The organism is Streptomyces sp. BB1-1-1 (assembly GCF_031597775.1).
Lineage (GTDB): Bacteria > Actinomycetota > Actinomycetes > Streptomycetales > Streptomycetaceae > Streptomyces > Streptomyces thinghirensis.
This window is the reverse complement of sequence record NZ_CP134203.1, coordinates 5,489,904-5,508,573: the sequence shown is the minus strand read 5'-3', so window position 1 is coordinate 5,508,573 and position 18,670 is coordinate 5,489,904. Positions and strand designations below refer to the sequence as shown.

Sequence of the window (18,670 nt, the reverse complement as noted above, 5' to 3'; positions counted from 1 at the left end):
CTGGGGGAGGCACGACTGCCCGCAGCGGCGGGCGCCGACCGCCCTACGCTCGGCGGAAGCTGAGGGTCTCTCCCTCCGCTCCCGTCCGCCACAGGTCATTGCAGGCCTCGGCCATTTCGGGCAGGCCGTCGACGATCTGGCCCCAGACGGTGCCGGGGACCCAGCCGACGTCGCCGTTGAGGAGCAGGTTGTTGCGCTCGTAGAAGAGGGCCAGGTCGACGAGGGTGGTGCCCGCGCGGACCTCGCGGTCGTAGCCGTACGCCTTGGTGCCCAACTCGGCACCCGCGAAAGCGAAATAGCACAGATCGCCCGGAATGGGCGTCACGGTCGGGTTCTCCAGTGGTGGTTCGGATGCCGCGAAGGGTGGAAAGAGGGCATAGATCTCGTTGCGGGCGTATTTGGCGTGGTATACGTCGCCGCCGAGCGGGAGCGCGTCCCAGACCGCCGCGCAGGTGATCGGGGCCCGGTCGTCCAGCAGTTGGGCCGTGCAGGTGATTCCGCGCTTGACCAGCGAGACTTCGATGAAGCGATCAGCCATGCCCTCCATGGCAGTGCCCGGCGGCCCCGTGGTCAAGGGTGCGGGGCCGAGGTATCGGACTGAAAAAGATCGGCATAACCTGCCCGGCTTCGGGTAGCTGCGCGCCCATGGCTCCACCACACAGAACCCCTCCATGGGGTATATCCGACCAAAGGTCCAGCACAGCCGGGCCCACCCGCCGGTCGCTGCTCGCGGGGGTCGCGGCGCTCGGTGCGCTGGGGGCCGCCGGCTGCTCGCGGGTGGCCACCGCGTCAGACGTGGAAGGCGGCGATCTCCTCGACCGGCTCAAGGCGCAGGGCGTGGCCCGGCTCGGCATCGCGGGCGAGATCCCCTTCGGGTACATCGACAAGAACGGTGAGCTGACCGGCGAGGCGCCGGAACTGGCGAAGGTCATCTTCAAGCGGCTCGGAGTGGACCGGGTGCAGCCGGTGCCGACGGAGTTCGGTTCCCTCATCCCGGGGCTGGCGTCGCAGCAGTTCGACGTCGTGGCGGCCGGTATGTACATCAACCCCGAACGCTGCCAGCAGGTCATCTTCTCCGACCCCGACTACCAGATGCTCGACGCGTACATCGTGCGCAAGGGCAACCCGCTCGGGCTGCACAACTACAAGGACGTCTTCAAGAAGAAGGCCAAGTTCGCGACCGGCACCGGCTACGCCGAGATCGCCTACGCGGTGGAGCACGGCATCAAGGAGGACGACATCCTGATCGTCCCCGACCAGGTGGCCGGACTCAACGCCGTCGAGTCCGGGCGCGTGGACGTCTTCGCGGGTACGGCGCTGACCGTCCGCGAAGTGGTGAAGAAGTCCAACAAGGCCGAGGCGACCGAGCCCTTCTCGCCGATCATCGACGGCAAGCCGAAGGTCGACGGCGGCGGTTTCGCCTTCCGGCCCAACGAGACGAACCTGCGGGACGCCTTCAACGTCGAGCTGCAAAAGCTCAAGAAGAGCGGCGAACTGCTGCGCATCCTCAAGCCCTTCGGTTTCACCAAGAACGAGATGACCGATCTGACCGCGAAGGAGCTCTGCGGCGGATGACCTCGGGACTGTGGGAACTCGTACTCCAGGGTGTCTGGGTCACCATCCAGCTGCTCTTCTTCAGCTCGCTGGTGGCGGCGGCCGTCTCCTTCGTGATCGGTGTCGCGCGCACCCACCGGCTGTGGGTCGTCCGCTTCCTCGCGGGCGTCTACACCGAGGTGTTCCGCGGGACCTCGGCGCTGGTGATGATCTTCTGGGTGTTCTTCGTGCTGCCGCCGGCCTTCGGCTGGCAGCTGGTGCCGATGTGGGCGGGCACGCTGGCGCTGGGCCTGACCTACGGGGCGTACGGCTCCGAGATCGTGCGCGGCGCGCTCGGCGCGGTCGACCCGGCGCAGAAGGAGGGCGGCATCGCGCTCAGCTTCACGCCCTGGCAGCGGATGAAGCTGATCCTGCTGCCGCAGGCGGTGCCGGAGATGATCCCGCCGTTCTCCAACCTGCTGATCGAGCTGCTCAAGGGCACCGCGCTGGTGTCGATCATGGGCATGGGCGATCTGGCGTTCAGCGGCAACCTGGTGCGCCTGGCGCTGCAGGAGAGCGCGGAGATCTACACGTACATCCTGCTGATCTACTTCGTGATCGCGTTCCTGCTCACCCGGGTGATGCGCGGTCTGGAGAAGAAGCTGAAGGCGGGCGTCGGGAAGGCTCCCACGCGCGATCCCGACGCGGAGCTGAAGCGTCCTGAGACGACCAACGTTGGGGGTGCCGCCTGATGAACTGGGACTGGAGCGCGGTCTCCGACTTCATGCCGCACTTCTGGGACGGTCTGCTGGTCACCCTGCAGATCCTGGTCCTGGGGTCGCTGGTCTCGTTCGTTCTCGGACTGGTGTGGGCGATGCTGATGCGGGTGCCCTCCCGCTGGGTGACCTGGCCCGTCGGCGTGGTCACCGAATTCGTCCGGAACACCCCGCTGCTGGTGCAGCTGTTCTTCCTCTTCTACGTGCTGCCCGAGTGGGGAGTGACCGCCTCGGCGCTCACCACCGGCGTGATCGCCATCGGTCTGCACTACTCGACGTACACGATGCAGGTCTACCGGGCCGGCATCGAGGCGGTGCCGGTCGGCCAGTGGGAGGCCGCGACGGCGCTGAACCTGCCGATGGGACGGACCTGGTCGGCCGTGATCCTGCCGCAGGCGATCCGCCGGGTGGTCCCCGCCCTCGGCAACTACGTGATCTCCATGCTGAAGGACACACCGCTGCTGATGGCGATCACGGTGCTGGAGATGCTCGGCGAGGCACGGCTGTACTCGCAGCAGAACTTCCAGTTCACCGAGCCCCTGACGGTGATCGGCGTGGCCTTCATCGTCATCTCCTACCTGGCCTCCCTTGCCCTGCGAGCCCTGGAGCGACGCCTTGCCCACTGACACTCTCCCCAATCCCGAGAAGAGCCCCGAGCGCAGCTCCGGCGAGCTGATACGCCTGGAGCAGGTCACCAAGCGGTTCGGTGAGAACACCGTCCTCGACCACCTCGACTTCTCCGTCGACGCCGGCAAGCACGTCACCCTGATCGGCCCGTCCGGGTCGGGCAAGACGACGATCCTGCGGCTGCTGATGACGCTCCTCAAGCCCGACGAGGGCACGATCACCGTGGACGGGCAGAAGCTCTTCCCGGCGACCGAGAAGGAGCGGCGCGAGGTCCGCAAGCAGATCGGGATGGTGTTCCAGCAGTTCAACCTGTTCCCGAACATGAGCGTCCTGCGCAACATCACCGAGGCGCCGGTCACGGTCCTCGGCATGTCCAAGGACGAGGCGGTGGAGCGCGCCAAGGGCCTGCTCGACATGGTGGGCCTGGCCGACAAGTGCGACGCCCGCCCCGCCCAGCTCTCCGGCGGGCAGCAGCAGCGCGTGGCGATCGCCCGGGCGCTGGCGATGCGGCCGAAGGTGCTCCTGCTCGACGAGGTGACCTCGGCGCTCGACCCGGAGCTGGTCGCGGGCGTCCTCGACCTGCTGCGGGACATCGCCCGCACCACGGACATCACCATGCTCTGCGTGACCCACGAGATGAACTTCGCCCGGGACATCTCGGACCAGGTCCTGATGTTCGACTCGGGCCGGGTCATCGAGACCGGTCCGCCGGAGAAGATCTTCAGCGAGCCGGAGCACGACCGGACCCGGGAATTTCTCAGCGCGGTGCTGTAAATACGCGGCGGCGTGCCCCAACGCCCGAGGTCGGGGCGTTGGGGCACGCCGCTGGCATATGCCAGCGGGCCAGCGTCGCAGTTGGGGGCACTGAAATCTCGCCGACACCCCCTCACTCCGGGCCGCTCGGCGGCTATCGTGAAGGGGATCCGCTGTCCGGATCGGGGGCACAGGCAGGGACAGGGGCAGGGGCCTACCAGCGAGCGCAGGGGGAGACCACCGTGGCGCTGCAGCACAAGCCGACCGCGCCGCACCACTCGGCCCAGGACGCCCTGCGCGTCCTGGAGACGGTGACGCGGCACAGCACCGGAGTCACGGACACCGAACTCGCCCGGCGGACCGGCCTCGACCGGGAGCGGCTGACCACGCTCCTGCGCATGCTGCGCCGCGAGGGCTACGTCGAGCAGACCACCGACGGCACGTACGTCACCGGCGAGGCCCTGGCCCGCCTGGGCTCGGCCCACGGCCGCGAGGAGGCCGTGCGCGACAAGCTCCAGCGCACCCTGGACCGGCTGCGCGACTCGGTGGGCGCCGCCGTCTACATCAGCCGGTACGTCGACGGCGAGGTCAGCGTCACCCAGTACGCCGACAGCCCGGCCACGCCCAAGGTGAACGAGTGGGTGGACTTCCGCGTCTCGGCGCACGCCACCGCGGTCGGCAAGAGCCTGCTCACCCAGCTGGACCACGCGGGCCGCCGCGACCACCTCGCCCGGCACAAGATGGCCCGCCTGACCTCGCGCACCATCACCAGCGACAAGCTGCTGCTGTCCCGGCTGGAGTCCCAGCCGCCCACCGTCCCGGTCCTCGACCTCCAGGAGTACGCGGTGGGCACGGTCTGCGCGGCCGTCCCGATCACGGCCGGTTCCGCCGTGGGCTGCCTCGCCCTGTCCCTCCCGGTCGAGCACGCCCACCGGCTCCGCCGGGCCGCCGACGAGCTGAACCGGAACGCCGCCGGGGTGCTGCTCTCACTGGCGATCTAGCCGCGGTGCCGGCCGGGCGAATGGTCGGAAGCACTCCTGGAGACCAGGTAGTATTTTCGTCGTCGCCGACCGCGGAAAGCGGACGGCGGGAGTCATGCGCCGCTAGCTCAGTTGGTTAGAGCAGCTGACTCTTAATCAGCGGGTCCGGGGTTCGAGTCCCTGGCGGCGCACAGCAAGAGGGCCCCCTCGCTCAGGCGAGGGGGCCCTCCGCTCGTTCAGAAGGTCACGTCCGAGCACGCGTAGAACGCGTTGGCCGTGTCGGCGACCGTCCACACCGCGACGATCACGTGGCGCCCGCTCAGCCCGGACGGCAGCGTGCCGCTGTGGGAGAGCGTGGCCGGCGGCTGCTTACCGCCGTAGGGCACCGTGAAGAACGGCGTCAGGTTGAGGTCGGACCGGGCCAGGTTGTGGTTCTGGTTCCAGCCCTGCTTGGTGACGTAGTACCGGAAGTCGGTCGTGGCGTGCCGGGCGGTGAACTGCCAGCGGAAGTTGTAGCTCTGTCCGCCGTTCACCTTGGTGGCCGGCCACGCCTGGCCGCCCGGAGCCTTCGGGCTGTCGAGCGGGGCGAACGGGGTGTTGTTCGCGGAACATATCCGCCCGTCGGCCGGTCCGCCCGCCGGGAAGCCCTTGGGCCCCTCGACGCTCTGCGGCTCCCACTGGATGGCGCCGCAGCCGCTGACGGTGCCGTTCTGGCACACCTTCTGACGGCTGACCGGCAGGTCGGTGTAGCCGTGGCCGCTGGCGCCGCCGGACGAGAGCACGAGGGCTCCGGTGGTCGCCATGCCCACCGCGGCGGCATACAACTTGGTCCTTGTACGCATACTGCTGCTCCTGTGACGTGGGGGAGGTTCAGTGAGCCGTGCAGGTCTAGACCAAGTCTCAGGTTATTGCGGTTAGTTGAACATGTCCATACCAATCGAGGAACCCGGGGCACCCGGGGAACGGCTCACGGGGCCGTGTCCCCCCGCCCCGCGCAGAACGCCACCGTCAGGTCCTTCACCAGCACCTTGCGCTCGTAGTCGTCGAGCTCGACCAGCCCGCGCATGGTCAGCCGGGTCACCGTGTCCTCCACCGAGTCCACCACCGAGGTGAGCACGCTGGCCCGCTGCGCCGCGTCCAGCGCGGCGATCCGCCGCCGGTGCATCGCGGCGGCGACCTCGGGGGCGTACTCCACCCGGACCGGCCGCACCGAGAACACCTCCAGGCCGACCGGCGCCGCGTCCGCCGCCACCAGCCGGGTCAGCGTCTCGCCGGCCACGTCCGCGGAGCTGCGGACCGTGCCGAGGGGCTCCACCGGGACCCGGGCCAGCGCCGCCTCCACGCACTCGCGCAGATACGTCTCGTGGTCCTCGACGCCCAGCGTGGCCTTGGCGGTGTCCCGCACCCGCCACACCACCAGCGTCACCGCCCTGAGCGCGACCCCGTTGCCGTCGGCCGCGAGCATCGGCTCGCTGCGCCAGTGCCGCAACCGGACGTCGACCCGGCGGCGCAGCAGCAGCGGGTTGACCCACATCAGGCCGGTGCGCCGCACGGTCCCCCGGTAGCGGCCGAACAGGCCGAGCACCCAGGCCCGCCCGGTCCGGCCCCGGGCCAGCCCGCCGAACCCGAACAGCCCCAGCGCCCCCGCGGCCGCGTACGCCGCCCACTGCGCGGGGCCGAGCCCGGCCCCCGCGTACGCCGGCAGCCCGAGCGCCTCGGCCGCGAGCGGCGGTACGAGCCCGGCCCACCAGGAGGTGACCGCGCAGCCCGCCGCGCCGCAGGCACCGGCGGCCACGCCCGCGGCGCCGGGCAGCACCCGGGCCGGACGCTCCGTCAGCTCCGGGTCGACGCTCGGCGCGGGGCGCGGGCGCGCGGCGACGGGGCGCCGCGTCCGGGGCTGCTCCCCCGTGCCCTGCCGACGGCCGACGACCGCGGACCGCAGCGCCACCGGCGCCGGATGGGGGTCGTCGCGGAACAGCAGGTGGACGGGGATCTCGGTGGTGGCCTCGTTGTGGATGAGCCGGGCGGGCCGGTGGCCCGCCTCCGCCGCCCCTTCGGGCGCTCCGGGCCCGGGCGGGGCCGGCGGCTTGGTGTCCGGGTTCGTGGAAGAGGTCGTACTCATGCGTGCTCCAGCCTCCGCGCCAGATGCGTCATGAACGGGTGGTCACCGCTGGGCGGACGGTCAGGAGAAGAGCCGCCGCCAGGTCTCCGGGCCCGGGTGGCCGTCCGCCGCGCCACCGCGCCAGCCCTGGGCGCGCTGGAAGGCCTCGACGCCCCGCCGGTCCGCCTCGCCCCAGCGCGGGCCCGGCCCGGTCGTGTAGTGCTTGCCGAATCCCTTCCTCACCAGCTGCCTGCCGAGCCTGGTGACGTACGGGTTGTCCGCGCCCGGCCGGAACATCGCCCGTCCGGGGTAGCCGGCCACCCCGTGCGAGGCGGGGGCCGGGGCCGATGCGGGGTCCGGGGCGGCCGGCGCCCCGGCCGCCGTGCTCGCGCCCGCCGTGACGCCCTTGTAGCGGTAGGGCAGGTACTTGGCCGAGTCGCTCCAGTAGGCGTAGGGCGTGGCCTGCGTGCGGGTGTGCGGCGGGGTCTGTTCGTAGGCCGTGTAGGCGGTGCGGGTGGCGTCCGTCCAGCCGCCGAAGATCACCACATGGGAGCCTTTCTGAGGGTCGGCCGCATTGTGGAACAGCAGGATGTCGCCGGGCTGGAGCTCCTCCTTGGTGATGCGGTCGGCGAACGTGCCGAGGCTGCCCGTCCATTCGTTCGTGGGGAGCTTCCAGGCCATCGACACATAACCCGAGCAGTCCTGCCGGTAACCGTCCGACCAGTAGGCGGTCATGCTGTAGGGCACCTTGGCGGTGACCCAGGTCCTGGCCCGGTCGATGATCTCCGTACGAGTGATCGCGGCCGGTTCCGCACCGGCGGGGGGTGCCGCCGGCGTCCCGGTCGGGCCGTGCAGCGGGGCCCTGGGGCCCTGCGGGGTGTCGGGCTCGTCAGCCGCGGGATCGCCCGGCCGGTGGGACGCGTGAACGGTGGTCGGCGCCGCTGCCGCCTGTCCCGCGCCCAGGGCACCGGTGACGGCGGCGGTGGCGGTCGCGGTGGCCACGATCAGCGCGCGGTGGGCCGCCGGATGGGCGGGGGCGCGGCCGGCCGGGGAATGCGGCAGGACGCGGCGCCAGTGACGGCAACCGGGGCAGTCGCAGTCGCTCGCGGGGTCGATTTCCTCGAATACGGGAGCCTCCATGCGATTCCCCTCACACTCCCGGTGAAAATGTCCGCAGTGGTGCACTTCGGTACATGTCGGTCAGTTTCTCAACTGTCGTCTTCGCGCGCATGCTGACGGTCCGAATGATGTACACGGCGGCGGGCGCGATCCCCCGGAGGTTCCCCGCGGCCCCCGGGCGCGGTCCGGAGCAGCGTCCGGCATCCGGTAGAGTTGTGCAGGTCAGCAGGCGCCGCTAGCTCAGTTGGTTAGAGCAGCTGACTCTTAATCAGCGGGTCCGGGGTTCGAGTCCCTGGCGGCGCACCGACGGTCGAAGGCCCCTCGTAGCACACGAGGGGCCTTCGGCGTACCCGGCCTCCGGACATCTTGCGATCATGGCGAACACCGTAGAACCCTGGTCCGGTTGGGGGGCCGGATGCCGAGGGGATGCCGAGGGGGGCATCATGCAACCGGGGGTCGCCATTCCATGTCTATATAAGGTGTGGATGCCGTGGTGACAGCAACCCACCACTGTTACGTCCGTGAAGGTCGAGGGGGACCGGAGCGGACGATGGAAGCGACGAAACACGCGTGACCCGCGTGTGGGGGGATGACTCATGACGTCGACGCCGACGGGCGCCGGGCAGGACCACGACCCGTCCCAGACCACCCAGCTCAGGGTGCCCGCGCATCGGACCTGGAACACCGGCTCGTTCCGCCGGATACAGAAGACCCTGCCGAGGTACGACTACGAGCACTACAGCCGGCTCGCGGGCCCCCTCACCCAGCCCGACCCGCACAAGCCGTACAAGGTCCAGTACCGCTCGCTGATATCGCAGGAGCCGCACCGCATCCGGGTCGCCCTGATGCTGGCCGCCGCCCCGCTGCTGTCGGTGGTGCTGCTGGTCTGGCTGCTCCAGCCCACGCACTGGACCGAGCGCGACTACGTGGCCTTCGACTGGCTGCCCGCGCTCGACATCGTGATGCTCGTCTCGATCGGCCTGATCGAGCTGTTCCGCTGCCTGAACGTGCTGTCGAACGCGCACGCCACCCTGGTCGCCCGCGACCCGATCCCGGTGGTGCCCGAGACCGGCACCCGGGTCGCCTTCCTCACCTCCTTCGTGCCCGGCAAGGAGCCGCTGGAGATGGTGACGAAGACCCTGGAGGCGGCCGTGAAGATCCGCCACCGCGGTCTGATGCACGTCTGGCTCCTCGACGAGGGCGACGACCCCGAGGTGAAGGCGGTCTGCGAGCGCCTCGGCGTGCACCACTTCTCCCGCAAGGGCGTCGCGAAGTGGAACATGCCCAAGGGCCCGCACCGCGCCAAGACCAAGCACGGCAACTACAACGCCTGGCTGGACGCGCACGGCGGCGACTACGACTTCTTCGCCTCGGTCGACACCGACCACGTGCCGCTGCCCAACTACCTGGAGCGGATGCTCGGCTTCTTCCGCGACCCGGACGTCGGCTTCGTCATCGGCCCGCAGGTCTACGGCAACTACGACAACCCGATCACCAAGGCCGCCGAGTCGCAGCAGTTCCTCTTCCACGCGCTGATCCAGCGCGCGGGCAACCGGTACGGCTCGCCGATGTTCGTGGGCACCTCCAACGCGGTGCGCATCAGCGCCCTGAAGCAGATCGGCGGTCTGTACGACTCGATCACCGAGGACATGGCGACCGGCTTCGAGATCCACCGCCACAAGAACCCGGCCACGGGCCGCAAGTGGCGCTCGGTCTACACCCCGGACGTGCTCGCGGTCGGCGAGGGCCCGAACGCCTGGACGGACTTCTTCACCCAGCAGATGCGCTGGTCGCGAGGGACGTACGAGACGATCCTCAAGCAGTACTGGAAGGGCTGGTACTCGCTCCCGCCGAGCAAGCTCTTCAACTACACGATGATGATCATCTTCTATCCGATGTCGGCCCTGAACTGGATCCTGGCGGCGCTGAGCTGCTGCCTGTTCCTGGGCCTGGGCGCCTCGGGTGTCAACATCGACCCGGCGGTCTGGCTGATGCTCTACGGCAACGCCTCCGCCCTCCAGATCGGCCTGTACGTCTGGAACCGCCGCCACAACGTCTCGCCGCACGAGCCGGAGGGCTCCGGCGGTGTGGCCGGCATGGTCATGTCCGCGCTGTCGGCGCCGCTCTACGCGAAGGCGCTCATCGACTCCGTGCTGCGCCGCAAGAGCAAGTTCGTGGTCACGCCCAAGGGCGACTCGGCCAGCCCGGACACCCTCTTCGGGACCTTCCGGTACCACTGGTACTTCATCCTGATCTTCGGCGGCTCGATCGCCGCCGGCTTCGTCTACGGTCACTCGCACCCCGCGATGATCATCTGGGCGACGTTCGCGCTGCTGATCACCGCGTCGCCGATGTTCGCCTGGCGCCACGAACTGCGGAAGGCGAAGAAGCAACCGCCGGCCGTGGCGGCGGAGCCCGATACGCGGGTCCCGTCACAGCAGCAGGCACCCGCGGACGCGGCGCCCGCGCAGGCCTACGCGCCACACGCGCCGCAGCAGAAGCCCAGCTGGGCGGCCTCCGACGGAGGCAACGACCAGACCATGCAGATCGCCCTTGGTGGACTTGGGGGACGTAAGGAATGAAGGACCGTGCCGGCCGCCGCCGCGCCCGTCGCTTCGCGATAGGTACGGCGGTGGTAGTCGCGCTGGCCGGGATGAACGGGCCGTGGCTCTACCGCTTCGGAACCGAGAAATACCACCAGTACAAGATCAACAAGCCGGAGTACAAGGCCGCCAACGGCAAATGGGAGATCATCGAGTTTCCCGAGAAGTACCGGCAGAACACCATCCACGCGGCGCTGCTGCGCACCGGCAAGGTGCTGCTCGTCGCGGGGTCGGGCAACAACCAGGACAACTTCGACGCGAAGCAGTTCGACACCCGTATCTGGGACCCGGTCAAGGGGACCATCAAGAAGGTGCCGACGCCCACCGACCTGTTCTGCACCGGCCACACCCAGCTCGCCAACGGCAACCTGCTGATCGCCGGCGGCACCAAGCGGTACGAGAAGCTCAAGGGTGACGTCACCAAGGCCGGCGGCCTGATGATCGTCCACAACGAGAACCCGGACAAGCCGATCACCCTGCCGGCGGGCACCAAGTTCACCGGCAAGGAGAACAAGAAGACCTTCGTCTCCAAGGACCCGGTGCTGGTGCCCCGCGCCGAGAAGGTCTTCGACAAGGCGACCGGCAGGTTCCTGCGCAACGACCCGGGCATCGGCCGGATCTACGTCGAGGCGCAGAAGAGCGGCCGGCAGTACGAGACGGGCACCCAGGACAACTACCGCGTCCATGGCCTGTCGGGCGCGGACGCGCAGAACACGTACGGCATCGCGCAGAAGCTCGCCCTCGACAAGAAGGACTTCCAGGGCATCCGGGACGCCTTCGAGTTCGACCCGGTCGCCGAGAAGTACATCAAGGTCGACCCGATGCACGAGGCCCGCTGGTACCCGACGCTCACCACCCTGAGCGACGGCAAGATCCTCAGCGTCTCCGGCCTCGACGACATCGGCCAGCTGGTCCCGGGCAAGAACGAGATCTACGACCCGAAGACCAAGGAGTGGACCTACACCGAGGAGACCCGCCAGTTCCCGACGTACCCGGCGCTGTTCCTGATGCAGAACGGCAAGATCTTCTACTCGGGTGCGAACGCCGGCTACGGCCCCGACGACGTGGGCCGCGACCCGGGCATCTGGGACGTGGAGACCAACAAGTTCACCAAGGTCCCCGGCCTGAGCGACGCCAACATGCTGGAGACCGCCAACTCGGTGCTGCTGCCGCCCGCGCAGGACGAGAAGTACATGGTGATCGGCGGCGGCGGGGTCGGCGAGTCCAAGCTGTCCAGCGAGAAGACCCGGATCGTCGACCTCAAGGCGGACGACCCGAAGTTCGTGGACGGGCCGTCACTGGACAAGGGCACGCGCTATCCGCAGGCCTCGATCCTGCCGGACGACAGCGTGCTGGTCTCCGGCGGTTCGGAGGACTACCGGGGCCGCAGCGACTCCAACATCCTTCAGGCCCGGCTGTACCACCCGGACACCAACGAGTTCGAGCGGGTCGCCGATCCGCTGGTCGGCAGGAACTACCACTCCGGTTCGATCCTGCTGCCCGACGGCCGCATGATGTTCTTCGGGTCGGACTCGCTCTACGCCGACAAGGCCAACACCAAGCCGGGCAAGTTCGAACAGCGCATCGAGATCTACACGCCGCCGTATCTGTACCGGGATTCCCGGCCGGATCTCTCCGGGGGGCCGCAGGCCATCGAGCGTGGTGAGTCGGGGACGTTCACGTCCCGGGCGGCGGAGTCGGTCAAGAAGGTGCGGCTGATCCGGCCGAGCGCGTCTACGCATGTCACCGACGTGGATCAGCGGTCGATCGCGTTGGACTTCGAGGCGGACGGGGACAAGTTGACGGTGACGGTGCCTGAGAACAAGAACCTCGTTCAGTCCGGCTGGTACATGATGTTCGTGACTGACGGGGAAGGGACGCCTTCCAAGGCGGAGTGGGTGCACGTTCCGTAGCGCTCCCGCAGGTTGTGACTATGGGTTGCGGGAGCGCTGTGGCTGGTCGCGCTCCCGCGGCGGAGCCGCATATGTCACAGCCCCGCGCCCCTGGGTTCTTTACCCTTGCGCCAACTTCAAGGCGTACTCGGGCCACCACTCGCCGGCCTTCGGGCCGCCCTTGCATTCGCCGTCCGACTCCCCGGGGCGCTTGACCCACAGGTAGGCGTCCACGAGGGGGTCGGCGGTTTTGGTCGTCGGGGTTTCGCCGAGGGCTCGGCCGGGGGGGTTGCACCAGCGTTCGCCCGGGTCGCCCTCGGTGTAGGGGCCGTTGCCGTTGCGGCTGGTGTCGATGACGAAGTGCTTGCCGCCCACCTTGGCGGAGAGCTGCTTGCCGTAGGCGATGGAGTCCTCGGTGGTGTAGAAGTTCGAGACGTTGACCGCGAAGCCGTCGGCCTGGTCGATGCCCGCCCACTTCAGCGGCTCGAAGATCTGGTCGGGGTGGCCCCAGCCGGCGTTGCCCGCGTCCAGGTAGACCTTGGTGTTCTCCAGCGCGGTGAGCTTGGCGATGGCGCCCTTGAGGAGGTCGTAGCGCTCCTCGTGGAACTGCTCCGGGGTGCAGCCGTCCACCAGGTGGAGCACCGCGTCCGGTTCCAGGATGACCGTGGCGGAGCGGTCGCCGATGCCCTTGGCCACGCCGTCGATGAAGTCACGGTAGGCGTTGCCGTCGGCGGCGCCGCCGCCCGAGTACTGGCCGCAGTCGCGGTGCGGGATGTTGTAGAGGACGAGCAGCGCGGTGCGGCCGGCCTCGTCGGCGGCCTCGGTGAAACCGCGGGCCTGCTCCTCCGGGTTCTCCGGGCTGATCCACTCGCCGGTCGGCTGCTGGGCGATCTTGCGGATCTGCTCGGCCTGGTCCTTCTTGTCGGACTTCTGCAAGGCCGCCAGCTGCTGGGCCGCGTTGCCGTCCGGATTGACCCAGAACGGGTCGGCCTCCTTGGGCTGCTGGGTTATCCCGGCGCCCGCGTTCTTGTCCTTGCCCTTGTCCTCGCCGCCGTCGGACGAGGAGCAGCCCGCGAGCAGCAGTGCCGCCCCCAGCGCTACCGCGGACGCTCGCCTCGTGGACAAGTTTCCGGCCCCCCTGCTGCCGTACATCCAACCCCCCTGGGTGCACTGTTCCAAGGCTCAATCCTGACATACGCCTGTGGCACCCAGGAGGTTCCCGGATACCGGCCCGAAGGTTCCTAGGAGCCGGTACCCGTGAGGTACGCCGATACGACCACGTTGGCCGTGTAGCTGTTGGTGGCGCGGTCGAAGGTGCCGCCGCAGGTGATCAGGCGGAGTTCGGCGCGGCCCGTGCTGTGCGGCCCGTAGGCCTGCTGGGCGTCGAAGCCGTCGCGGGTGAGGACCTGGACGTCGTCGACGGTGAACTCGGCGACCTCGGCGTCGTCGCGGAGCACCCGGATCGTCTCGCCGGGCTCCAGGGTGCTGATCTGGTAGAAGACGGCGGGCTCGGTCTCGGTGTCGACGTGGCCCACCATCAGCGCGGTCCCGGCCTCTCCCGGGCTCACGCCGTCCGCGTACCAGCCGACGGAGCCGGGCCGGTCGAAGGGCGGTGGTTCGATGGCGCCCTCGGTGTCGAGGCCGCGGGACACGACGGGGGCCTGGATGCCGAGTCCGGGGACGTCGAGCCGCTGGGGCAGGGCGTCGCCGAGGGGCGCGTGGGCGGGGGGCAGCGGTACGTCGGGGGGCCGGCCGGCCGCCGCCATGTCGCCGGTGGCCGGCCGGGATATGCCCTCGCGCACGTCGGTGGCCTCGCGGCCCCACAGCCACAGCCCGAGGAGCAGCACCACCCAGGCGATGCCGGTCACCAGGCGGCCAGAGCCGACGGTGCGTCGCTGGTCCTGTTCGGACATGGTCGGTCAGTCCGTCCCGCGGCTCCGGCTGCGGACGCTGCGCAGCGCGACGGCGACGGCGGCGATGCCCGCGAGGACCAGGCCGGTCACGGTGTGCGCCGTGCCGGGAGGTTCGGGGCGGGCCTCTTCCCGGGCGTCGGCGGCGGCCAGCCGCGCGGTGCCGCCGCCGCCCGCGTCGACGGGGGCGACGGGAGAGGCGGGGGCGGCCGGGCGGCGCTGCTCGGCGACGGTGACGGTGCCCTTGCGGGCGTGGTCGCCGCACTTGACCCGCACGGCGTACGCGCCGGCCTCCATGGTGGAGCGGACCGTGCCGGCCCCGACGAGGACGCCGTCCTTCGCGGCCAGGGTGAGCCGTACGTCCGAGGCGAAGGCCGCCGACACGGCGACGGCCGTCTTCTCGGTGCAGTCCGCCACGCGGAGCTCGACGTCGCTGCCGGGCGCGGGTGTGGACGGTGACACCGAGACGCCTGAGCCGTCCACCGCGTACGCGGCCGGTGCGAGTGCCGCGATCGGTGCGAGCGCCGCGGCCACCGCGACTCCGGCACAGAGAGTGACTTTCAGTGAGCCCATCGTGCACCTCCAGTTACCTGGAGACTCCCCCGCGGGACGGGCCCCCGCATCCTGCGCGGGGGCCCGGCTGCTCCGAACGGGTTACAGCGGCGGCGGGCGGGTTTACCGCCGCTCCACGGGTCTCAGACCCGTTCGACCAGGTCGGCGATCGAGTCGACCACCTTGGACGGCCGGTACGGGAAGTTCTCCACCTGCTCGGGCCGGGTCAGGCCGGTCAGGACGAGGAAGGTCTGCATCCCGGCCTCCATGCCGGCCAGCACGTCGGTGTCCATGCGGTCGCCGATCATCGCGCTGGTCTCGGAGTGGGCGCCGATCGCGTTGAGCCCGGTGCGCATCATCAGCGGGTTGGGCTTGCCCGCGAAGTACGGCTGCTTGCCGGTCGCCTTGGTGATCAGCGCGGCCACCGCGCCGGTCGCCGGGAGCGGGCCCTCGGTGGAGGGGCCGGTCTCGTCGGGGTTGGTGCAGATGAACCGGGCGCCGGCGTTGATCAGCCGTACCGCCTTCGTCATGGCCTCGAAGGAGTACGTGCGGGTCTCGCCGAGGACGACGTAGTCGGGGTCGTGGTCGGTGAGGATGTAGCCGATGTCGTGCAGGGCGGTGGTCAGGCCGGCCTCGCCGATGACGTACGCCGAGCCGCCGGGCCGCTGGTCCTGGAGGAACTGGGCGGTGGCCAGCGCCGAGGTCCAGATGGACTCGATCGGCACCTCAAGGCCCATGCGGCGCAGCCGGGCGTGCAGGTCGCGCGGGGTGTAGATCGAGTTGTTGGTGAGGACCAGGAAGGGCTTGCCGGACTCGCGGAGCCTCTTGATGAAGGCGTCGGCGCCGGGGATCGGCACGCCCTCGTGGATGAGAACGCCGTCCATGTCGGTGAGCCACGACTCGATGGGCTTGCGGTCTGCCATGTGCAACGAACTCCTGGCGTGCGGTGGGGCGGGGGCGGGGGGCGCCGGAACCACGGCGTACCGACGCCCCACAGCCTAGGGCCTGCCTTTCGGATCAGGCCGGCTCCGATCTGCGGCACCTTGTGACCGACCCGAGCGGGGTCTGGTGCGTGCAGCTGCAAGGCGGAGGAGGGCGCCAGGGCGGAGCCCTGGCAACCGACGACAACGCCGCAGATGTGCGTGCCAGACCCCGCGACCCCGGCATGATCCGAAAGGCAGGCCCTGGTCAGGAGTGCGCCACACGGAGCCCGTCGATCACCCAGTACCAGTTGTTGGCCCCGGTGTAGCGGAAGCGGAAGCTCACGCTGGAGGCTCCGGAGGGGACCCGGACGGTGAGTGACTGGGGCTGTGAGATCACGTCGGCGGTGTAGCTCTTGACGACGGTGGGGGTGCCGCCGTTGAAGGAGGCGAGGACCTGGGCGGTCTGACCGCCGTCCTGCCGGTAGAGGGTGGTGAAGTCCAGGCGGACGGCCGACTTGCCGGTGACGTCGTACACCGGGGTGACCAGGGTCGAGTCGTAGGCGCCGGAGAAGGACTTGTCCGCCCACTCGTCGGAGTCGGCGACCGCGAACACGCCGCGCGAGCGGACGTTCAGCTCGCGGGACTGGTCGCGCTGGGTGCGGGACCAGAACTCGTCGGTGGCGAAGGACCAGCCGCGCCACTCGGTCATGCCGCCGGTGCCCATGGCGTTGTTGATGACGGACCAGCCGCGGGGCGGGGTGCGGGTGAAGCCGAGGACGCCGGCGGGGATGCCGGTTTCGTCGACGCGTGGCGTCAGGGAGCCGTGGAGCGCGTCGAACGGGTCGGTGGACCGCTCCTGGATCGGCTTGCCGTCCAGGCCCCAGGCGGGATCGACGGGGATGCCGAGCTGCTTGAGGACGGTCGGGACGACGTCGACGAGCCGGGTGTCGGCCGGGCGGGCGCCGGCTGCGATGCCGGGGCCGGTGGCGAGGACGAAGGTGCGGCGCTCCTCGATCGCGGAACCGCCGTGGCCGCCCGCGTCCAGGTGGCCGTGGTCGGTGGTGACGATGACGGTCCAGCGTTCGGAGGCGTACGTGGACCGGGCCCGGATCGCGGCGCGCAGGCGGCCGACGTAGGCGTCCTGCCGGGCGATCACGTCGAGGTACGCCTGGCTTGCCGCGCCCTTGTTGTGGCCGACGATGTCGGAGTCGCCGAAATAGACGAAGAGCACGTCCGGGTTCCGGTCCCGGATGACCGCCTCGGCCTCGGCGGCGATGGTGGCGTCGTGCGCGGTGTAGCCGTCGGCGTCACCGTCGAGGACGAGTTTGGCGTCGGCGCCGGGGGTGACGGTGCCCTGGGTGTCGAGGGGCTTCCAGTCGACGGCGGCGTACGTGGACAGTCCGGGCCGGACCTGGGCCAGGCGGGCCAGCAGGCCGGGGTACTCGGCGTAGTCCTTGCCCGCGAAGGAGTTGTCCTTGACTCCGTGCTTGTCGGGCCAGACGCCGGTGGAGACGGTGGACCAGCCGGGGCCGGAGGAGGTGGCGGCCATCGGGTTCGCGTAGAGCAGGGACAGGCCGTACGTCCCTTCGCGCATCATGGCCTTCAGGTGCGGGGCGTCGGCCGCGTCGATGCGGTCGTGGCGCAGGCCGTCCATGCCGATGAGCAGGACCTTGTCCTTGCTGGTGCCGCTCGGGAGGGTGGGGGCGGCGTGTGCCTTGGGGGCGCCCAGGGCGGTGAGGGCGGCGGTGCCTGCCGTGGCGGCCAGGACGGTGCGGCGGGAGAGGGCTGACGACACGTGTTCCTCCTGGTGAGGGGTGAGTGAAGGGGTCAGCTGCCGGTGGCCGACTTCCAGGCGTCGATGTAGGACGTGAGGTTCTTCTCGATGTCGTCCCAGTCGGGCTCGAAGACCTCCACGCCGTCCATCAGCTTGGTGAGCGCGATGGCGTTGGCGTCGGTGGCCTCGACGTCCTGGCGGGCCGCGAAGCCGCCGCCGATCTCGCTGACCTGCTGCTGGGCCTTCTGGCTCAGCATGTAGTCGAGGAGCTTCTTGCCGTTCTCGCTGTGCGGGGCGTCGGTCACGAGTCCGGCGGCGTAGGGCAGGGCGAAGGTGGTGGGCTTGCCGCCCTCGCGGGCCGGGAACCAGATGCCGAGGTTCGGCATGGACTTGGACTGGGCGTAGTTCATCTGGACGTCGCCGTTGGCGACCAGGAGTTCGCCCTTGTCGACCTTGGGGGCGAGCTTGCCGGTGGAGGCGGACGGGCCGACGTTGTTGGCCTGGAGCTTCTCCAGGTACTCCATGGCGGGCTTCTCGCCGCCGAAGTCGTGCATGGCCTTGATGAGGACGGCGGTGCCGTCGCCGGCGACGCCGGGGGTGGAGTACTGGAGCTTGTTCTTGTACTTGCCGTCGAGCAGGTCCTCCCAGGTGGTGGGGGCCTGCTTCAGCTCCTTCTTGTTGTGGATGAAGCCGAAGTAGTTGTTGACGACGGCGGTCCAGGTGCCGTTCGCGGCCTTGTCGGCGCCGCTGACCTGGTCGACGCCCTTGGGGGCGTACTTCTGGAGCAGGCCCTTGGTGTCGGCCTGCTGGATGAAGGGCGGGAGGGTGACGAGCACGTCGGCCTGCGGGTTGCGCTTCTCGCGGGTGGTGCGCTGCACCATCTCGCCGGAGCCGCCCTCCACGTACTCGACCTTGATGCCGGTCTCCTTCTCGAAGTCCTCGAAGACCTGGTCGTACCAGCCGTCGCCGTTCTCGCCCTTGAGGCCGTCGGCGCTGTAGACGGTGACGACGTTCTCGTCGGAGGCGGCGGAGGTGCCGCCGCAGGCGGTCAGGGGGAGGACGAGGAGGCAGAGGGCGGCGAGCGGCTTGGCGGGGTTCCTGGGCATGGCGAGGTGGACTCCTTGCGA

Annotated in this window: 17 protein-coding genes and 2 tRNA genes; 9 read left to right on the top strand and 10 right to left on the bottom strand. The window is 69.8% G+C overall.

All coding sequences use genetic code 11. The features are described 5' to 3' along the window. Positions 1-43 precede the first annotated feature (43 nt). A complete protein-coding gene (locus RI578_RS25280; RefSeq protein ID WP_310873207.1) occupies positions 44-538 on the bottom strand; it encodes a DUF3830 family protein in 495 nt (164 codons plus the stop codon). A 107-nt stretch (positions 539-645) separates the two neighbouring features. Here RI578_RS25280 and ehuB point away from each other — a divergent pair, with 107 nt between their 5' ends. The 6 genes from ehuB to RI578_RS25250 all read left to right on the top strand — a co-directional run bounded on the left by ehuB (position 646) and on the right by RI578_RS25250 (position 4,860). Beyond that, positions 646-1,575, top strand: coding sequence for an ectoine/hydroxyectoine ABC transporter substrate-binding protein EhuB (gene ehuB / locus RI578_RS25275; RefSeq protein WP_310873206.1), 930 nt, complete (start codon positions 646-648; stop codon positions 1,573-1,575). Then, a complete protein-coding gene (ehuC, locus tag RI578_RS25270; protein ID WP_310873205.1) occupies positions 1,572-2,285 on the top strand; it encodes an ectoine/hydroxyectoine ABC transporter permease subunit EhuC in 714 nt (237 codons plus the stop codon). The genes ehuB and ehuC overlap by 4 nt, the downstream gene beginning before the upstream one ends. Further along, positions 2,285-2,935 carry an ectoine/hydroxyectoine ABC transporter permease subunit EhuD gene (ehuD, locus tag RI578_RS25265; RefSeq protein ID WP_310873204.1) on the top strand — a complete coding sequence of 217 codons (651 nt, stop codon included), beginning with the start codon at positions 2,285-2,287 and terminating at the stop codon, positions 2,933-2,935. Before ehuC ends, ehuD begins: the two co-directional genes overlap by 1 nt. Beyond that, positions 2,925-3,710 carry an ectoine/hydroxyectoine ABC transporter ATP-binding protein EhuA gene (gene ehuA, locus RI578_RS25260; RefSeq protein WP_210960644.1) on the top strand — a complete coding sequence of 262 codons (786 nt, stop codon included), beginning with the start codon at positions 2,925-2,927 and terminating at the stop codon, positions 3,708-3,710. The genes ehuD and ehuA overlap by 11 nt, the downstream gene beginning before the upstream one ends. A gap of 221 nt (positions 3,711-3,931) precedes the next feature. After that, a complete protein-coding gene (locus tag RI578_RS25255; protein ID WP_310873203.1) occupies positions 3,932-4,690 on the top strand; it encodes an IclR family transcriptional regulator C-terminal domain-containing protein in 759 nt (252 codons plus the stop codon). Between the two features lie 96 nt (positions 4,691-4,786). Next, positions 4,787-4,860 (top strand) — tRNA-Lys (locus RI578_RS25250). 45 nt (positions 4,861-4,905) lie between these two features. On the opposite strand, the gene RI578_RS25245 is transcribed toward RI578_RS25250, so the two are convergent. From RI578_RS25245 to RI578_RS25235, 3 genes are all read right to left on the bottom strand, one after another. Beyond that, positions 4,906-5,511, bottom strand: coding sequence for a lytic polysaccharide monooxygenase (locus tag RI578_RS25245; protein ID WP_121747162.1), 606 nt, complete (start codon positions 5,509-5,511; stop codon positions 4,906-4,908). 125 nt (positions 5,512-5,636) lie between these two features. Next, positions 5,637-6,791 (bottom strand): SPFH domain-containing protein, encoded by a 1,155-nt coding sequence (locus RI578_RS25240; RefSeq protein ID WP_310873202.1) that lies wholly within the window; start codon positions 6,789-6,791, stop codon positions 5,637-5,639. Positions 6,792-6,851: 60 nt separating this feature from the next. Continuing rightward, the gene (locus tag RI578_RS25235) at positions 6,852-7,910 is read right to left on the bottom strand and encodes a peptidoglycan-binding protein (RefSeq protein WP_310873201.1); all 1,059 of its coding nucleotides are present in this window, start codon (positions 7,908-7,910) and stop codon (positions 6,852-6,854) included. Between the two features lie 208 nt (positions 7,911-8,118). Between RI578_RS25235 and RI578_RS25230 the strand changes: the two genes are divergently transcribed. From RI578_RS25230 to RI578_RS25220, 3 genes are all read left to right on the top strand, one after another. Continuing rightward, positions 8,119-8,192: transfer RNA gene (locus tag RI578_RS25230), tRNA-Lys, on the top strand. Between the two features lie 293 nt (positions 8,193-8,485). After that, positions 8,486-10,471, top strand: coding sequence for a glycosyltransferase family 2 protein (locus RI578_RS25225; protein WP_310873200.1), 1,986 nt, complete (start codon positions 8,486-8,488; stop codon positions 10,469-10,471). Beyond that, on the top strand, positions 10,468-12,405 hold the full coding sequence (locus RI578_RS25220; RefSeq protein ID WP_310873199.1) for a kelch motif-containing protein: 1,938 nt from the start codon (positions 10,468-10,470) through the stop codon (positions 12,403-12,405). The genes RI578_RS25225 and RI578_RS25220 overlap by 4 nt, the downstream gene beginning before the upstream one ends. 99 nt (positions 12,406-12,504) lie before the next feature. Here the strand turns inward: RI578_RS25220 and RI578_RS25215 are convergent, their stop codons facing one another. The 6 genes from RI578_RS25215 to RI578_RS25190 all read right to left on the bottom strand — a co-directional run bounded on the left by RI578_RS25215 (position 12,505) and on the right by RI578_RS25190 (position 18,649). Continuing rightward, entirely contained in the window at positions 12,505-13,536 is a 1,032-nt protein-coding gene (locus RI578_RS25215) for a glycoside hydrolase family 6 protein (RefSeq protein WP_310873198.1), read from the bottom strand. 89 nt (positions 13,537-13,625) lie between these two features. Continuing rightward, complete coding sequence (locus RI578_RS25210; RefSeq protein ID WP_310873197.1) at positions 13,626-14,297, bottom strand: class F sortase; 672 nt, start codon at positions 14,295-14,297, stop codon at positions 13,626-13,628. A 6-nt stretch (positions 14,298-14,303) separates the two neighbouring features. Next, entirely contained in the window at positions 14,304-14,867 is a 564-nt protein-coding gene (locus RI578_RS25205; RefSeq protein WP_310873196.1) for a hypothetical protein, read from the bottom strand. Between the two features lie 122 nt (positions 14,868-14,989). Further along, positions 14,990-15,769, bottom strand: a complete 780-nt coding sequence (locus tag RI578_RS25200; protein WP_310873195.1) for an HAD-IIA family hydrolase — start codon at positions 15,767-15,769, stop codon at positions 14,990-14,992. A gap of 265 nt (positions 15,770-16,034) precedes the next feature. Next, positions 16,035-17,564, bottom strand: a complete 1,530-nt coding sequence (locus RI578_RS25195) for an alkaline phosphatase family protein (protein ID WP_310873194.1) — start codon at positions 17,562-17,564, stop codon at positions 16,035-16,037. A 32-nt stretch (positions 17,565-17,596) separates the two neighbouring features. After that, positions 17,597-18,649 carry a 2-aminoethylphosphonate ABC transporter substrate-binding protein gene (locus RI578_RS25190; protein ID WP_310873193.1) on the bottom strand — a complete coding sequence of 351 codons (1,053 nt, stop codon included), beginning with the start codon at positions 18,647-18,649 and terminating at the stop codon, positions 17,597-17,599. Positions 18,650-18,670: the final 21 nt, after the last annotated feature.

Excerpts from the sequence above, each read along its gene's own strand:
- RI578_RS25280 (WP_310873207.1), bottom strand. The coding sequence starts at position 538 with ATGGCTGATCGCTTCATCGAAGTCTCGCTGGTCAAGCGCGGAATCACC.
- ehuB (WP_310873206.1), top strand. The coding sequence starts at position 646 with ATGGCTCCACCACACAGAACCCCTCCATGGGGTATATCCGACCAAAGG.
- ehuC (WP_310873205.1), top strand. The coding sequence starts at position 1,572 with ATGACCTCGGGACTGTGGGAACTCGTACTCCAGGGTGTCTGGGTCACC.
- ehuD (WP_310873204.1), top strand. The coding sequence starts at position 2,285 with ATGAACTGGGACTGGAGCGCGGTCTCCGACTTCATGCCGCACTTCTGG.
- RI578_RS25245 (WP_121747162.1), bottom strand. The coding sequence starts at position 5,511 with ATGCGTACAAGGACCAAGTTGTATGCCGCCGCGGTGGGCATGGCGACC.
- RI578_RS25240 (WP_310873202.1), bottom strand. The coding sequence starts at position 6,791 with ATGAGTACGACCTCTTCCACGAACCCGGACACCAAGCCGCCGGCCCCG.
- RI578_RS25235 (WP_310873201.1), bottom strand. The coding sequence starts at position 7,910 with ATGGAGGCTCCCGTATTCGAGGAAATCGACCCCGCGAGCGACTGCGAC.
- RI578_RS25225 (WP_310873200.1), top strand. The coding sequence starts at position 8,486 with ATGACGTCGACGCCGACGGGCGCCGGGCAGGACCACGACCCGTCCCAG.
- RI578_RS25220 (WP_310873199.1), top strand. The coding sequence starts at position 10,468 with ATGAAGGACCGTGCCGGCCGCCGCCGCGCCCGTCGCTTCGCGATAGGT.
- RI578_RS25215 (WP_310873198.1), bottom strand. The coding sequence starts at position 13,536 with ATGTACGGCAGCAGGGGGGCCGGAAACTTGTCCACGAGGCGAGCGTCC.
- RI578_RS25210 (WP_310873197.1), bottom strand. The coding sequence starts at position 14,297 with ATGTCCGAACAGGACCAGCGACGCACCGTCGGCTCTGGCCGCCTGGTG.
- RI578_RS25205 (WP_310873196.1), bottom strand. The coding sequence starts at position 14,867 with ATGGGCTCACTGAAAGTCACTCTCTGTGCCGGAGTCGCGGTGGCCGCG.
- RI578_RS25200 (WP_310873195.1), bottom strand. The coding sequence starts at position 15,769 with ATGGCAGACCGCAAGCCCATCGAGTCGTGGCTCACCGACATGGACGGC.
- RI578_RS25190 (WP_310873193.1), bottom strand. The coding sequence starts at position 18,649 with ATGCCCAGGAACCCCGCCAAGCCGCTCGCCGCCCTCTGCCTCCTCGTC.